Annotated in this window: 20 protein-coding genes; all 20 read right to left on the reverse strand. The window is 33.1% G+C overall.

Going from position 1 to position 14,850, the window contains the following annotated elements; genetic code table 11:
• Window positions 1–2: 2 nt before the first annotated feature.
• Window positions 3–2,159, reverse strand: a complete 2,157-nt coding sequence (locus tag AC1VAQ_RS05025; protein ID WP_479903556.1) for a phage tail tape measure protein — start codon at window positions 2,157–2,159, stop codon at window positions 3–5.
• Window positions 2,160–2,185: 26 nt separating this feature from the next.
• Window positions 2,186–2,347 carry a hypothetical protein gene (locus AC1VAQ_RS05030; protein ID WP_479903557.1) on the reverse strand — a complete coding sequence of 54 codons (162 nt, stop codon included), beginning with the start codon at window positions 2,345–2,347 and terminating at the stop codon, window positions 2,186–2,188.
• 14 nt (window positions 2,348–2,361) lie between these two features.
• On the reverse strand, window positions 2,362–2,778 hold the full coding sequence (locus AC1VAQ_RS05035; RefSeq protein WP_302599717.1) for a phage tail assembly chaperone: 417 nt from the start codon (window positions 2,776–2,778) through the stop codon (window positions 2,362–2,364).
• 20 nt (window positions 2,779–2,798) lie between these two features.
• Window positions 2,799–3,227: a phage tail tube protein gene (locus AC1VAQ_RS05040; RefSeq protein WP_302599718.1), complete on the reverse strand. Its 429-nt coding sequence runs from the start codon at window positions 3,225–3,227 to the stop codon at window positions 2,799–2,801.
• 62 nt (window positions 3,228–3,289) lie between these two features.
• The gene (locus AC1VAQ_RS05045; RefSeq protein WP_302599624.1) at window positions 3,290–3,541 is read right to left on the reverse strand and encodes a hypothetical protein; all 252 of its coding nucleotides are present in this window, start codon (window positions 3,539–3,541) and stop codon (window positions 3,290–3,292) included.
• Between the two features lie 56 nt (window positions 3,542–3,597).
• Entirely contained in the window at window positions 3,598–4,668 is a 1,071-nt protein-coding gene (locus AC1VAQ_RS05050) for a phage tail sheath subtilisin-like domain-containing protein (RefSeq protein WP_302599625.1), read from the reverse strand.
• Window positions 4,650–5,108, reverse strand: a complete 459-nt coding sequence (locus tag AC1VAQ_RS05055; RefSeq protein ID WP_302599626.1) for a phage tail terminator family protein — start codon at window positions 5,106–5,108, stop codon at window positions 4,650–4,652. The genes AC1VAQ_RS05050 and AC1VAQ_RS05055 overlap by 19 nt, the downstream gene beginning before the upstream one ends.
• Complete coding sequence (locus AC1VAQ_RS05060) at window positions 5,109–5,576, reverse strand: HK97 gp10 family phage protein (RefSeq protein ID WP_302599627.1); 468 nt, start codon at window positions 5,574–5,576, stop codon at window positions 5,109–5,111.
• Window positions 5,521–5,862, reverse strand: coding sequence for a phage head closure protein (locus tag AC1VAQ_RS05065; RefSeq protein WP_330697622.1), 342 nt, complete (start codon window positions 5,860–5,862; stop codon window positions 5,521–5,523). Before AC1VAQ_RS05065 ends, AC1VAQ_RS05060 begins: the two co-directional genes overlap by 56 nt.
• Window positions 5,863–5,883: 21 nt before the next feature.
• Complete coding sequence (locus AC1VAQ_RS05070; protein ID WP_302599628.1) at window positions 5,884–6,105, reverse strand: hypothetical protein; 222 nt, start codon at window positions 6,103–6,105, stop codon at window positions 5,884–5,886.
• Between the two features lie 76 nt (window positions 6,106–6,181).
• Entirely contained in the window at window positions 6,182–6,475 is a 294-nt protein-coding gene (locus AC1VAQ_RS05075) for a head-tail connector protein (protein ID WP_302599629.1), read from the reverse strand.
• Entirely contained in the window at window positions 6,475–7,701 is a 1,227-nt protein-coding gene (locus tag AC1VAQ_RS05080; RefSeq protein WP_302599630.1) for a phage major capsid protein, read from the reverse strand. Before AC1VAQ_RS05080 ends, AC1VAQ_RS05075 begins: the two co-directional genes overlap by 1 nt.
• Before the next feature lie 72 nt (window positions 7,702–7,773).
• Complete coding sequence (locus AC1VAQ_RS05085) at window positions 7,774–8,355, reverse strand: HK97 family phage prohead protease (protein WP_302599632.1); 582 nt, start codon at window positions 8,353–8,355, stop codon at window positions 7,774–7,776.
• A gap of 37 nt (window positions 8,356–8,392) precedes the next feature.
• Window positions 8,393–9,700 (reverse strand): phage portal protein, encoded by a 1,308-nt coding sequence (locus tag AC1VAQ_RS05090; protein WP_479903558.1) that lies wholly within the window; start codon window positions 9,698–9,700, stop codon window positions 8,393–8,395.
• A complete protein-coding gene (locus AC1VAQ_RS05095; RefSeq protein ID WP_302599634.1) occupies window positions 9,691–10,437 on the reverse strand; it encodes a DNA-methyltransferase in 747 nt (248 codons plus the stop codon). The genes AC1VAQ_RS05090 and AC1VAQ_RS05095 overlap by 10 nt, the downstream gene beginning before the upstream one ends.
• Before the next feature lie 15 nt (window positions 10,438–10,452).
• Window positions 10,453–11,949 carry a terminase large subunit gene (locus tag AC1VAQ_RS05100; protein ID WP_479903559.1) on the reverse strand — a complete coding sequence of 499 codons (1,497 nt, stop codon included), beginning with the start codon at window positions 11,947–11,949 and terminating at the stop codon, window positions 10,453–10,455.
• A gap of 182 nt (window positions 11,950–12,131) precedes the next feature.
• On the reverse strand, window positions 12,132–12,602 hold the full coding sequence (locus AC1VAQ_RS05105; protein ID WP_302599636.1) for a phage terminase small subunit P27 family: 471 nt from the start codon (window positions 12,600–12,602) through the stop codon (window positions 12,132–12,134).
• A 39-nt stretch (window positions 12,603–12,641) separates the two neighbouring features.
• Entirely contained in the window at window positions 12,642–13,415 is a 774-nt protein-coding gene (locus AC1VAQ_RS05110; protein ID WP_479903560.1) for a hypothetical protein, read from the reverse strand.
• Between the two features lie 166 nt (window positions 13,416–13,581).
• The gene (locus tag AC1VAQ_RS05115; RefSeq protein ID WP_479903561.1) at window positions 13,582–14,352 is read right to left on the reverse strand and encodes a hypothetical protein; all 771 of its coding nucleotides are present in this window, start codon (window positions 14,350–14,352) and stop codon (window positions 13,582–13,584) included.
• 28 nt (window positions 14,353–14,380) lie between these two features.
• Window positions 14,381–14,719 (reverse strand): HNH endonuclease, encoded by a 339-nt coding sequence (locus AC1VAQ_RS05120; RefSeq protein WP_479903562.1) that lies wholly within the window; start codon window positions 14,717–14,719, stop codon window positions 14,381–14,383.
• Window positions 14,720–14,850: the final 131 nt, after the last annotated feature.

Genomic DNA, 14,850 nt, shown 5'->3' on the forward strand with positions numbered 1-14,850 from the left:
TCCTATGTCATGTTAAATGCTTGTTTCTTAAGTTTGTTATATAATGCACTTGCAATTTCATTTATATCACTTTGTTTTCTTACTGTCATATTTGAAATAGTAATATTTACACCACTTACTCCTGCACTGCTCTTGCCATCATTAAAAGCTTTTTTAATACTTTCATCATGTGGATATACTCTTGAGCCTTGAGGTAAATCTACAATTTCAGCACCTCTATCGTGAATCATGGCTGTACCACCTTGCCAGTTATCTGTACCTTTATAGAGCATTGGAATAGTTGGTAAATTAATTCCTACTTGTGCACCACCTAACCATTCGGGCATTTTAAATGAGCCTAATTTATTAATTCCACTAATAGCTCCATTAATAAAACCTATAATACCATTCATTACACTTCTACAGATGCCTGTAATCCCTTCAAAAATCCCTTTAAAGATATTTACCACTCCATCCCATGCTTTCTGCCAGTTTAGCGTAAAGACACCCACAATAAAATCAATAATACCGTCTAGTACTTGAACCACACCATTAATGACTGTGGCTACCCCTGTTAGCACGCCTTTAAAAGCACCTATCCAAGCCGAGCAACTTATTTTGATATACTCTACTAATAATGCAATTAAAGGTTTAATCATTTGACATAGCCACTGCATAAAACTTACTATTCCTTGAATAGCTAAACTTATGCCCTCTTTAACCTTGTTAAATACCTCTTTGAGCTGTTCAAAGTCTAAACCACAATTTAAGGCCAACTCTTTAATTTTGTTAAAGCATCCTATAAAGAATGTTTTTAAGGGCTCCCAATACCTAATAACAAGTGCTGCTATTAGTGCAATAGCTGTCATAATTAAAACTACTTTATTTGCAGGTGAAAAGATAAGTTTCATAACATCTTTCATATTTTTAAGCCCTTTAATAGTTACACCAAACTTCCCAATAGAAGCTGTTGCTTTACCTACACTACCTACCAATTTTCCAAATATCTTAATAGTTGGCCCTATACTTGCTGCCATTAAACCAAACTTTAAAATACTTTGAGTCTGTTCAGGTGTTAAGTTATTTAAGGCATCTCCCACCTTACCAATTACATCTGTTACTTTTTCAAAAGTTGGTAAGAGCAATTCACCAAATTGAATCATACTATTTTTTATTTTATTAATGGCAATATTAAAACGTTGGCTCGGTGTCTGCATGGCTTCAAAGGCACGCTCTGTCATACCTGTGGTTTCACCCATTTGGGATAAAACATTTTCAAAATCACTTGCACCTTTACCTGTTAAAACTAACATAGTATTTAAAGCTTCTGTTGAACCAAAGAGTTTTCCCATCATTTCGGTACTGCCACCTGTGGCCTTAGCAATCTCATCCATAAACTTAGCAAATCCTACAGATTCTAAATGAGCTGAATTAAAACTAATTCCTAACTTATCTGCTAGTTTAGCTGCATCTGTTGAAGGCTTAATAATATTAGACATAGCTGCTTTTAAGCCTGTAATTGCTTCACTTGTCCCAATCCCTTGTTTAGTTAGTGTTGCAATAGAACTAAATAACTCCTCAGTCGTAACACCTAGTTGTGCTGCTGTTGGGATAACATTCCCCAAACTCTGTGCCATTTCTCCAAACGAAGTTTTACCAAAGTTCTGTGCTAACATCATTTGATCTGATATAGTTGTTACCTTATCCGCTGTCATACCATAAGCATTTAATACGGTGGTTAAGCCATCAATAGCTGTTGTGGTATCTGTAAACCCACCTTGCGCTGCCTTTACTGCTGTCTCTACAAACTTAACTGACTCAGCTGTATCTACACCTGCTGATATTGCTTGGTATTGTGCTTCTGCTAACTCTGTAAATGCTACACCTGTATCATTAGATAGTGCTAATATTTCTTTCTTGAGCTCTACCATTGACTTAGTACTTGTATCTGCAATCGTACTTACTTTAGCCATAGCATCTTCAAAACTATTTGCTGTAGAAATTGCCATTGTGCCAAGTGCTGTTAAAGGGGCAGTAATACCAAGTGATAGTTTACTTCCTACTTTCTCAATATTTGCCCCTGTTTTTTGTATATCTTTACCTACCCTTTGGACTTGCTTTGAATACTTCACAAGCTCATGTTGTGCCTGAGTAAGAGTAGGTGTAAAATTATCCGTCAACTTTAAAATCGCATCAATAATCTTTGCTATGAGGTATCACCCCCATACATCTGTTGTGCTTCTTTCTGCCTTTCTTCTAGTTCTCTTTTTATGAAATAACCTAATATTTTCTTTTCGCCTAATGGCAACCAATAAAACTCCGAAGGCTTGATATTTTTATATTTAAAAAGTAAATACATCACTTGCATTTCATAGTCTGTATCTATTGCTTTTTTAACTCTTCTTCGTCCTCATCTTTATCATAGCCTGATAGCTCAGTAATCACATTCGATAGCTCTGCAATCTCTCCTGCTAAGAATAACTTTTTAACCAACTCTTTAGGTGTTACGCATCCAAAGTAACCTAATAATCTTTCATCCTTTAAGCTAGGTTCTACCACACCATCAATTACTGTAAGCACCTGCATCTCAAAAAGGTTAATATCCCTTAAACCACCTTTTTTATTTAAGTCTACTGCTGACCTTTGAATATCTGCATATCTCTCGCCATCAATTGCCTTACACTTTACTTTAAAAGACTCATTTAAAAGATTACTTAACCTCTCAAATTCTACTTCTTTTGTAGGCATTGCCATTAATTTTGCTTTATCCATCTGTAATAATTTATCAATTAAACTCATGTTGTTCTCCTTTAGTTGTTTTAAATAGTATCTAATAAATCCCAATCACTAAATGTAAAACTTACTTGTTCTTCACCTAGTGTCTTCGCTGACCAGTTTGCAAGTGTTAGCTCATCAAAAACTGCATCTTTAATTACCACACGCTCAGCTCCTTGTGCGTCTGGATCATCTAACTTACTGATGATTGTACAAACTGTTTGTCTACCTGCTTTCATGTCATCACTTAACTTCTTAATGAAGTAAGATGATACTTTATTGAGTGTAATTTGACCTGAACAAGAAAAGCCTATTACCTTCTGTGCTTTTACAAGTCTCCTTGTCATATTTACATCTGTTTTCTCTAATGTTACTTTTGCTTCAAAGGCTGTTACCTCTGCCATATAAGTTCCATCAATCCATATTTCTCCCCAAGTTCCATTAATAACTTGGTGTGCTGAAAATTTATCCATTCATTCCTCCTTTAATTTTGGGTATTAAAAAAGAGCTCTTATGAGCCCTAATATTTATGATCCTATAACCATTCTAATTCACCAAAAATATGATATATCACGTTTTGCTTTATAATTTCATTACCTAATTTATACTCAACAATAAATACTTTTCCCCTCTTATTTATATATTGTATACTTATTAATTCTCCTCTAATATTATCAATATAGCTTCTTATTACTTTATGCATATGCTTTTCCTCAAAAAAAACTGTCCAAATGCCTGTTATTATCATTATCAAAAATGCTATTACAAATAATGCACATTCTATCATTACTATCCATCCCTTTAGCTCTAATACCTTGATTATACTATAGGGAATAATCAATATTAAACATTAATATTAAGAGTAATATCTTCAATAGCATCAAGAATCTTAATATTGGATGCTAAAAACACTTTATCTTTAGTGTTATATTCTTTAATCTCTTTCTCAGATAGGGCTTCTACATCCACACCTATTGATTTTAAATAAATCCTTTGACTCTCTACATCTATATGTATCTTATTATCATAGCTATTATCTAAAATACCATCTAACACTAATTGATCTAAGTATGCTTGAATGGCTGTAACCAGTAAACATTTATTATCATAACTATTTGCATACTTTCCTAAATAGCTATCTTCTGCTGTTTTCTTTACATCATCATGAATCATATGCATAGCATCCACAATCTTTACCTTTTTAAAGCTTTCTCCTTTATCTTGGGTAGTCGTTACAAAGCTATTAACTGCTCTTGCTACCTTAACTTTTTCCCCATCATGATAAAGTACTAATTCACCTTTATTAATAGCTACATCTATTTCTGTTTTAGTTAGTCTATCAAAATCTACTACTTCATTTAATGGGGCATAAGTTGCTGAGATAGTCATTGGCGTTCCCGCTAATAAGCCTGCAATACGTGAGCAATATTCTGCTGTTGTATATGCCTTTGTATTAGTAATAATGTTATCACTTGTAAAGTTAATAATACTTTCATGGTCGCCCTTACAATTAGGTAATACTGCTTTCACCTTCTTATCCAATGTTTCATTTAACGACTTGACCCAACTTGCAATACTACTTACATTTTCTTCTTCAATCTGTGGAATAGCTAAGTAGTCCCATCTTAATGCTTCAAGATATTTCATCACCTCACTATAACTTGTTTCTTCCTGTGGCATCACAATCGCTAATACTTTCTTAGGCGGTGTCTGATAACCCATTAAAGCCAATTCTACTTGGCCTTTATTAAACGCATTTAAAGTATCATGGATATCTGCTACTGTTAATACTTCATGATGTTCTATTTCAGTTACATCATCCTTTAATACCAGTGCCACAATCCCTCTTTCACCTCTTTTAATAGCTGTGCCACCTGTTTCTTTAAAATTAATAATTACTGATGGTAAACCCATTCGTCACTTCCTTTCTTTTTATAAATAATATCTCCTACTAATACACTATCAGGCTCATTGCAAGCCAGCTCATAATAGTTAATATCAAAAGTAAATTGATAAATATCACCATCCTCTCCTACTTTTTGAGTACTTGTTTCTTGGATAGTAAACTTCCTATTTTCCACACCTAACACCTGTCCAAATGCTACTTTAAGCTCTTGCATTACTCTATAATTCTCTAGGCTATCTTTTGTATTTGAGAAGTAGTCCACTGTGATAAGTAACTGCTCCTCTTTAATGTTTTTGGTGTGGTTAATACTACTTACTGGCAAAATGCCAATAAAAAAAGAAGGCTTCTTATAACCTTCTTTAACTTCATCACCATATATATGTACACTAGGAAATGCTCCCTTAACAACCATTGTTACTGCCCTTGCAATATCTTGATATAAAACCATTTATTTAAGTCCTTTTATTAATCTATTTACCATACGCTCTACTTCTTTAGGAAACTCTTTTTGATATTCAAGAGCTGTTTGCTCTACCATAAATTTTCCTGCTCTTCGCTTACCTGTAGCTTCACCATTTCTTTTTACAATCTCATGTCCTCGTTCCACTAAATGAAAGTGAGGTGATGTAGACCTAAATTCTACATAAAGGTCTTTACCTGTCCCCTGCACTTTACTCACCTTATAAGACTTTATAAGCTTTCTTTTGCTATCTTCTCCACTATCAGGTGTTTTTGCTTTTACTGCTTTTCTAAAGTTATTTCCCATTCTTGTAAGAAGTATTTCTGACTCATAGGGATAATGTTCTGCTACATAACTTAATTTCTTTTCCAAAGTATCTAAACCTTTTAATTCAAGACTACTACTCATGTTGCCACATTTCACCTTTCCAAGTTGCTGTAATTTCCATGTACGCATGACGCTCCTCAATATCTAGTACCTGATGAATATAAAGTTTTTTACCTTGATAATTAATAAGCATATCTTGATTAATGCCTTTATGATAACGTGTTAAGATTTTATAGGTAGTTTCACTGCTTAATCTTTCTGCTTCTGTCTGCTGATAACCTCTAAGAGGTTCTAAAAATGCCCACACCTTTTTAATTGGTATGGGCTGTTGTATAAGTTGTCCTATTTTATTTTCTACTTCTAAATAGGTTATAAATATTATTCGTTTATTTAGTTTTCCACTATCAAAATATATTTATTTCACCCCTATCAAATCTTATTTTCTAAAATATGCCTCATAACCGCAGATTGCTAATCCTACTATTGTAATAATTAAAGCAATTATAAAAGGTGCAAAAAGGTCATTAACCATCAAAGAACCTGTTAATCCACCTATTCCATTATAATAGCCCGGATTCATAATAGCATAAATAAAACTAAATCCTGAAAATAGTAATCCACCAAGAAATACACATATCCCAAATATTAATTTTTTCATTTTGTTTCCCCCTGTTTTTAGTCTTTATTACAGTATAGCATTTTCTATTAGCATTAATTTAGCTATTTTAAATTTTTTACATCAGATTCATGCTATACCGCCCAATCAAAGACTCCAACATATTATTTATCCTCAAATTAACCCTCTCATTAACAGAAATAGTCCTATTATCATAAAACTCAGCTACCAATACAAGTACTGCAATAGTTAAATCTTCACTATCATCTAACTGCTCTAAGCTCTGCCCTGTATATTTAGCTATATAATCCTTAGCCCCTTCCAAAATAACTTCAATGAGCTTATCATCCTCATCACTATCTTGCCTTAAATACTCCTTCACAAAAGGCACATCAATCTCTGATAATTTCATTAAGCTGCTTTACTCCTAGTTGTTTTGCTCACACCTGAAACTGTTCCAATAACCATAGCCTCACCTAATGCTTTTTTAATATCTAATCTCATATTCGCCTTAATTGCAATCTCATCATTTGCAAAACCATACTCTGTAGACTTTTGAAGTGATAATGCCTTTCTTTCTCCTACAATAAGGGCACGACTTAAATCTCCAAAATAAATAGCTGTTCCTGTACCATTTAGCTCTGCAATATGTTCATTAATAATAACTGGTCTACCTAAAATAGTTGTTTGCATGCCTACTGGTGAACCATTATAAGATGTAACTAATACAGGTTTACCATCTGTAAATTTCATATCAGTTAATGCTCTTGCTGTTTGGTCTGAAATCACCCATGTTGCTGTATTTCTATATCGAATAGGTAATGCAAAGTAAAGTTCTGTTAATGTTTCAGGTGTTAATTGTGTGGGTAGTGTTACTTCTTTTACACCATCTTCTATACTAAAGCTATTTAATCCTTGCACACCATACTCTTCATTTCCTTTTACAATTAACTCATCTAAAGTCATGCTATATGATTCCGCTAACTGTCTTAATAATTCACTTTCCAAGTTATAACCTGTATCTTCTAAAGCTTCTTGTGAGAATGAAATCAATGTACCAAACTTATGTGCTTCTAATTTAATAGGTTTAAAATTAGCTGTTTGTTTGCTATACTCTGCAAGCTCATGCATAGGTACAAACTTTCCTAGTTTATTGGCTTGTACTGGAATTTGGTGCTTGCTATTTCCAAAGCGTTCATGTCTTACTGCTCCATACAAAGGTGATACATAAGCCAATTTATCTAAAATGTAATCTGCAAAAGTTGTCTTACTAATATTTTCTGTTGGTGCATTACTTGATCCAATGGCTTCATTTGAAAATGTGTGCGTTGCATCTCTTAATTCTCTATTGCCAATCTCTAGTTCTGCATCTGCTTTAAGACTTCTAATTTCTTCTGAAATAGTTTTAACTTGCTTTACTGGTTCAGTAGATGATGCTGATTTCTTAATTGTTGTCATTAAGTTTCTAGCTTCTTCTTTTGCTCTAATTGTTTCGTCAATCTGTTTAATCTCTTCTTTATACTCATTTACTTTGTTTAGCTCATCACTTGTAAAGGCTCTTGTTTCTTGTTCTACTGCTCCTACAAGTTCTTCAATCTTTTCAATCAGTTTACTTCTTTTCTCTAATAATAATTTCATCTAGTCTTCCCTTCTAGTCATTAATTTTAGGCATAATAAAAGGACTCCACTTTTTATTTCATGAAGTCCATACTATTTGTTTTTCATTAACCACACCCATGCGTCTATTAGATGTCGCTGCTTCTCATAAGCCTCATTAAAGGTAGGCTCTCCTTCCTGTTCATCTGGTCTACTTCTTTGCTCTATACCTTCTGACCTTACTTGTACTGAAGTTGCAATATAAGCTGGTTCTATCGTTAATAAAGATACTTCCATCAGTTCTATATCCTCTAAAGTACGCTTTGCAATAGGCTCATTCTCTTCCCAAGTATCATTTAAAGTTCTAAAACCAAATGACCACCCTTTTAGATTTCCTTGTTTAGCTTCTTCAATCACATCTTTATCATTAATAGTAGCTCTAGCAAATAGTCCTATATTATCTTCTCTCAGTTCTAGTGTTTGATTAATTGTACTGGCTAACTTATGTCTTACATCGTGATTCAAAAGCATATCAATATTATCTGCTCGGTCTAAAGCTCTTTGAAATACCTGTGGTTCTACCTTTTCAATAAACTTTCCTCTTTCTGAGTACAATTCTTTAGAGTAACGATCCACTGCATTCACGTAACCACTTATTTCTAATGTGCCATCATTTCTTACTTCAATTTGCATCATTTCTCACCTCCTTTCACCATGTCCACACCTTATTACATCATTGTGGTGCATTTTGGTGCATATCTGCATCATTCTGATTATTTTTAGTGTTTTTATTAACCACATCTGCAGCATTTTGCACCACATTAGCATTAGGCTGATTCATTTCCACACCATCTTGTGTAACTTTGGTGTTTGTATTAGGCGTATAGATGCTTCCTGATGCAATATCCATCAAAACATCACCAAGATTAAGCTTTACAAAGTTTAAGGTTTCAATCTCATTTAAATCTTCCTCAAAACGTACCTCAGAAGGAGTCATAAATCCATTCTTAAGAGCTATTTCATAAGCTTTAAAGCGCTTTTCTATATCACCCTTATTAAGTTTCTTCGTATCAAATGCAAAGTAATACTTATCTTTCTCCTCTGTATCTAATAAACACTTATTTAAAACCTTCTCAAACTTATTAAGAATAGGCATAATCGCTAACTTTACAAAGGCATCCCATACATCATTCGGTATGCTAGAATCAAACATATTAACTGGCACATTAAAGAGCCTGCATATATCTGCATCAATAGCTGACTTACTTTCTATCATCTGCATTTCTTGTCCTGTTTGCTGTAACTCATGATATGTAATACCTTCATTCAAAACAATACAATCATTATTCTTCTCATAAAGCCTTTTCCATGCCTTCTTAAGCTCTGCAATGGCATCTGCTGTAAGTCGCCTTGTACTTTGCAAAACACCTCTTTTTACACCACCATTACTCATAGTTCTTGTAGTATAGTCCATATTATCTAGAGCTTGTTTTAGGATATCGTTGCACTCAGCTACAATTCCTCTGCCTTCTACACCATTAATACTGTTCTTAGTGCATATCATAAAGTGACTTATATCATAAGGTATACCTTCTAAAAGTAAAGTTACCTGTTTCAATATGACTCCTGGTGTAAATAACAAGCTAATCTTATCAGTGGGAATATAATGTAATTTCCTTTCTGCTTTAATTCCTTGCCCTTCAATATAAACATAACAAGCGCCCTCTAAAAGATAATCTCTCACCATAGCCTTCTTAAGCTCATCACCTGTCATAAAGTCATTTGGCTCATCATTTAAAAGGCTTACTCGTTTATCACCTTTTACTTCCTCCACACTACCCTCATATTCTTTGTATAGCTTGATTTCTAAGTTACCTATAGTATTTGCTATAAGCTCCACATTAGCGTACACAGAAGGCAAACTGATAGCTTGTGCTCTATTTACTGCAAGTGACTTTTGTTCTTCTGCTTCTAATAATAAATCTAGCTCTTGTGGTATTATTTCTCTATTTTGCCTAATAAAAAAATCCCTTAAGCCCATTTTTCTTCACCTTGGACTAAAGAGATTGCTTCCTCAATTCTTTGCCTTGCTATATTAAAATATTTTTCATCTAGCTCCATACCAATAAAACGTCTGTTTGTATTTACACAAGCCACACCTGTGGTTCCTGATCCCATGCAATTATCTAATACCACCATTTCCTCATCTGTATATGTTTTTATCAGATACTCAAATAATGAAACTGGTTTTTGCGTAGGATGATAACCACGCTCAGACTTAAACTCCAATACATTATTAGGATAATTAGTCCATTGTGGCGTAAATTCACCATTCAATGTATCTCTATAAATCCAATCATCACGCTCCATTTTCTTTCTTACTTTTGGCTTAGGATTTTCTATTGCTACTAACCCTTGTGGATTATACTTAGGCATCTTTTTATAAAATACACAAATATCTTCAACCTTTCGCATAGGTTGATATTTTGCAAAACAAAAACCTGTTACCATATTTTTTAACCAGTACCAATTATATTTATAATGTTTTCTATTGCTTTCAATGAGCTTTGTAGTAAATGGCTGTGCTGACGTTAATACAACCACACCATTCTCCTTAATAATTCGCATATATTGCTCCCATAGCTTGTCTAAAGGAATAATTGAATCCCATTTACATTCTGTTGTTCCATATGGCAAATCGCATAAAATCATATCTATGCTCCCATTAGGAATATCTTCCATTAATTCTAAACAATCACCTTGATGTAATTTGTACATTTTATCTCCTTTCTCCTAAAATACTTGCACTACAAAGTCTTCTTGTAGCATTTCTTGTTCTTGTAAATACAATGCATTAATAAGTGCTGCCACCATATCAATCTTACCTGTAGACTTTTTCTTATTTACATATCTATTAAGATTTGTATCATATAAACATCTTGCATTTGCAAAATTAATTTCTAGCAATCTATTACTTTCATATCCAAACTTCTGCGTTAAGACTAATTCTTCAAGTAGCTTTGTAGGACTATGTAATACACTTGAATGTTGTTTTAATTCTGTAGTTTCATAACCGTTATTTTCAAGCTTTTGTGCTGTACTTAAACAGTTATATCTATCAAAAGCTATACCCACTATTCTCACACCATATTTATCTTCTAAACCTAAAATAAAATTTTCTATAAACCCATAGTCCACTACATTTTCACCACACCCAAAGCAATTGCCATTTCTAATCATTGCTCTGTAATCAACCTTCTCTATTCGAGTTTTTTCGTCTATACGATCATTAGGCACAAAAGCCCACACATTCGCATATACTTTGCCATCTTCTTCTGTTACCATTGCTACTGCACAGTTATCTGTTGTCATGGCAAGGTCAATGCCTAAATAAACATCTCTACCACACCAATCAAATGGCTCTTGTAATCTACATTTCTTTACTTCTTCTGTTGGGATATAAGTCTCTCCAACATCACCATCTAGCCAGATGTTTAGGTGCTTACATTTAAATGAGGTTAATTTAGCACCCCCCATTTCAAGTGCTTTTTTATATTCACTTTCTAGGTATTCTCTACCATCCTCTAAAGTACTTTGTAAAGGATTGGCCTTCATGAAATTCTCTACTACCATTTCATCTTTCTCATCTAGGCTATAGAGCATTGCAAAGAGCTTCTCATCATCAACCACACCATCAATTACTTTCTTGCTGTAATCTGTCCATTCTAGGAAAGGATTTTGCGTGTTTGGATAACTGGTAGAAATTAATATTAAAAGCCTATTTTGTACTGATAGCATACCTGAGGTCATGGATTCGATAAGCCCACCATCTTTAGCAGCACCTACCTCATCTATACAAGCGGCAGACACTCTTAAGCCATCAGTAGTGTTAAAATCACTTGATAATGCTTTAAGTGTGTTCTGATTCAGCTTACAAGTAATTACATCCCTTTTAATATCAAACTTATCTCTAATAATAGGGCTACTTTCAATAAGTTTTTTAGTTTCTCCATAAACAATTTTTGCTTGGTCTCTTGTATTGGCACATAAATAAAACTCTGAGTACTTTGGTTCTAGTATCATAAGAATAATCATTACCAATGCACTTCCAACTGACTTACTATTTTTACGTGCCAACCATAATAAACAAACTTCGTATCTGCGTTTTTCAGGCTTGTCCTTTCTCTTCCAACAAAAAATATTTAATATGAAGAAATACTGATAGCCCACACAAGCCTCATATAATGATTGGCCCGCTACTGCTCCAGTCGCAAAATTAATCAGCTTCATAATATTAATTATCTTGTCAGCTACATCATAATCAAAATAATAAAAAAGCTCCTCTTGATGATCTATCTCATAAAGGAACTTCTCACATATCGCTTTTATATATTTATTTGTTGGGAACTTACTATCTAATACATCTACTGCATACTGATAAGCTTTTGATTCTTTAAAACTGTTATAATCTATTAGCTACCACCACCTTGAATAATTCTAAGTAATGGATCTTGCTGTTCTTTCTCCACACCTGCATTAATATTGGCAAATTTAGCTCTTGCTTGTGGGCTTAAGCTTAACTCATTGCACAATCTAAAAAACTCCTTCATATAGGAGTCTTTAACTTTCAAATATGCACTTGGTTTACCTTCTTTATTAATCACACCAAACTCATTAATGTGGCGTTCGCATTCTTGTATTCTATCTATACTTATAGCTGCCTGAGCTAGAATATAAACATCTATATTTCCTAATATGCCTGATGGCTTAAGGTAATCCACTATAGCCATAAACTTTTCTTCCTGTTCTTTAGATAAAAAAGAAGGTGGCCTGATATCATCAGACTCACCTCTAAGTTTTGCTTCATATTCAATTCGTGCATCTATCTCATCTTTACTCATATGTCCTGTTCTTGTTGTTATGCTCTTTGTTGGGCGAGCCATGATATCACCTTCCTCTCTTTCAATAATATATTTTTACTATTACTGAATACATTTCGTAAAATGTTCAATTACCATTTCAACTTTTTGAGCAAATCCATCAGCACTAGCAACGACAAGCGTACCTGCTGTAATCATTTGCTTTAGCTCTTCCAACTTTCTTATTCCTCTTTGTATCCATGATACTTTAGGATTATCTTGCATAGTTTGTTCTTGAGCAGCAACAATTAAGTCCTGATAATCCTCCTTTTCTTGATCACTTAAAGAGCTCTCACCAATGACTTCTAATATGTTCTCTATTGCTGGTTTTATATCTTCTCCTCCCAATGAGTTATTTTGTACTGCATTAATATCTCCTGAACCTTGATGTTGATTAAACTGTGCCCCATTTTCCACCTTTATATTATTTACAATACTACGTCCTAAATCCATAACTTTCCCCTCTCTTATTCTATTATTTAAAGTATTAATCTCTTCCTCTGACATTTCCTCTATATCTTCATTAATATTAATTGCCTCTTTAATAACATCTTTACCTTTTGATGATATTCTTACATTTTGCCAAAATATGTCTATTATATTATGGTGATACTTTGGATCAATCCACCCTCCTTTAATAAGTGCCTGTCCATTAAATAATAAATAACCTTCTTTTTCCAGTCTATCAACAGCGAAAAAATACTCTTTTTTAAAATCGGTTATTTCTTTTTCACCCCTACGTGAAGCTATACTTGGATTCGCTTCATGTTCATATTCCATTTTATATACATCTAATAATATCTGAATATCTAACTTTTCAATTCCTGTTAATTTCATTAAAACACCCTTCCTTATGTTTACTTTATTTAAGCCATAAATCACAAGCACTTCTATTGTAAAATTTTCATTTTAGGCATTTTATATCTCTAGTTGGGGGCACGTGGTCTTTTAGTTGTCAGACTAATTCAAGACAACTAGTAGGGGGCTACATATTTTTAGAACTCTATTCATTTATTAAAACGTCTATTACGTTGTATGTTTCATCATCTATTTTTTCAATTTCAACAATGAATGTAGTCCTTATTTTCGCCCCAAAGCCATTCTCTGCATCAACATATGAAATAACTTGAAACTTATTACCTGTTGCTTTATTTATTTCCTGTCCATAATAACTAAAAGGAAATTTAGCTGTAGATGGACTTTTTAATCTTTTTTTTACTTCTGCTATTGCTGCTGTCCATGCAAAAGCCTTTTCTTCATCATTTGCTGTCAATGTATATGCTACTTCATTTGATTCTTCATCAATTGTCGACGTATAATTTGACTCCTCATTTTGGGTATTCTCCTCATACATATGAGCATAATATTTTTCACCATCACAGATTAGTGCCATAGTACCTACATCAATATCAATTCCTTTTTTATAAATACCTTTATCATAATCATTATGTATTAATTCATACATACATACAATTTCCTTTTTTTCTTGCTCATCTAAATCTTGAAATGAACTATCTACCTCAGTATCCATATAGATGTGTGAACAATGCCCTAGAATTGGATCTTCTCTCTTATTTTTCATTGCAATATTAAAGCCTTTTACCTCCAAATTATACTCCGCTAAATGATTCTTCACATTTTCCTTAAAAACTTCTACTTGTCTTTTTTCTAATATGCTTATTTTAATAAATCTAATACCTGATAAAAATAACTTACATGATATAATTGCAACTATTATTATTAAAATAATACTTCTTTTCTTAGTTTCCTTCATATATCCTTCTCCCACTTATTAGTTAATCTTACCAATCCACCACACTACTATCACCAATCTGCAAATTACACACCCTACAAAGCACTGTAATATTATCTTCATCCAATCTTAACTCTGGATAATCTTTAAATGACTTTATATGGTGACCTTGCAAATTTTCAGTAGTAATGATTTTCCACTTACTCCAACATCTCTCACAATAAGGATGTTCTTTTACTTTCCTATTGCGTAATTTCTGCCAAGCATATGATGAGTAAAATTTACGTTTCTCAGGTGAAATATTTCTGTTATATGTAGTGCTTGTCCTACAAGTACAAGTTTTGTTATATTCGATTGTCTTTCCACATTTACTGCATATTTTCTTCATGTTGTCCTTATATATGTATTTATATACTAAACTATTTTAATATTATATTCAATATGTCATATTAAACAAAAAAGCTCCTAACCTTTTACAGTTAAGAGCCTTCATCTTAGGAGTGTTAATAATGACTTACA

The organism is Cellulosilyticum sp., assembly GCF_982396655.1.

Excerpts from the sequence above, each read along its gene's own strand:
- AC1VAQ_RS05030 (WP_479903557.1), bottom strand. The coding sequence starts at position 2,347 with ATGCAAGTGATGTATTTACTTTTTAAATATAAAAATATCAAGCCTTCG.
- AC1VAQ_RS05035 (WP_302599717.1), bottom strand. The coding sequence starts at position 2,778 with ATGAGTTTAATTGATAAATTATTACAGATGGATAAAGCAAAATTAATG.
- AC1VAQ_RS05040 (WP_302599718.1), bottom strand. The coding sequence starts at position 3,227 with ATGGATAAATTTTCAGCACACCAAGTTATTAATGGAACTTGGGGAGAA.
- AC1VAQ_RS05045 (WP_302599624.1), bottom strand. The coding sequence starts at position 3,541 with ATGATAGAATGTGCATTATTTGTAATAGCATTTTTGATAATGATAATA.
- AC1VAQ_RS05050 (WP_302599625.1), bottom strand. The coding sequence starts at position 4,668 with ATGGGTTTACCATCAGTAATTATTAATTTTAAAGAAACAGGTGGCACA.
- AC1VAQ_RS05055 (WP_302599626.1), bottom strand. The coding sequence starts at position 5,108 with ATGGTTTTATATCAAGATATTGCAAGGGCAGTAACAATGGTTGTTAAG.
- AC1VAQ_RS05060 (WP_302599627.1), bottom strand. The coding sequence starts at position 5,576 with ATGCGTACATGGAAATTACAGCAACTTGGAAAGGTGAAATGTGGCAAC.
- AC1VAQ_RS05070 (WP_302599628.1), bottom strand. The coding sequence starts at position 6,105 with ATGAAAAAATTAATATTTGGGATATGTGTATTTCTTGGTGGATTACTA.
- AC1VAQ_RS05075 (WP_302599629.1), bottom strand. The coding sequence starts at position 6,475 with ATGAAATTATCAGAGATTGATGTGCCTTTTGTGAAGGAGTATTTAAGG.
- AC1VAQ_RS05080 (WP_302599630.1), bottom strand. The coding sequence starts at position 7,701 with ATGAAATTATTATTAGAGAAAAGAAGTAAACTGATTGAAAAGATTGAA.
- AC1VAQ_RS05085 (WP_302599632.1), bottom strand. The coding sequence starts at position 8,355 with ATGATGCAAATTGAAGTAAGAAATGATGGCACATTAGAAATAAGTGGT.
- AC1VAQ_RS05090 (WP_479903558.1), bottom strand. The coding sequence starts at position 9,700 with ATGGGCTTAAGGGATTTTTTTATTAGGCAAAATAGAGAAATAATACCA.
- AC1VAQ_RS05095 (WP_302599634.1), bottom strand. The coding sequence starts at position 10,437 with ATGTACAAATTACATCAAGGTGATTGTTTAGAATTAATGGAAGATATT.
- AC1VAQ_RS05100 (WP_479903559.1), bottom strand. The coding sequence starts at position 11,949 with ATGAAGCTGATTAATTTTGCGACTGGAGCAGTAGCGGGCCAATCATTA.
- AC1VAQ_RS05105 (WP_302599636.1), bottom strand. The coding sequence starts at position 12,602 with ATGGCTCGCCCAACAAAGAGCATAACAACAAGAACAGGACATATGAGT.
- AC1VAQ_RS05110 (WP_479903560.1), bottom strand. The coding sequence starts at position 13,415 with ATGAAATTAACAGGAATTGAAAAGTTAGATATTCAGATATTATTAGAT.
- AC1VAQ_RS05115 (WP_479903561.1), bottom strand. The coding sequence starts at position 14,352 with ATGAAGGAAACTAAGAAAAGAAGTATTATTTTAATAATAATAGTTGCA.
- AC1VAQ_RS05120 (WP_479903562.1), bottom strand. The coding sequence starts at position 14,719 with ATGAAGAAAATATGCAGTAAATGTGGAAAGACAATCGAATATAACAAA.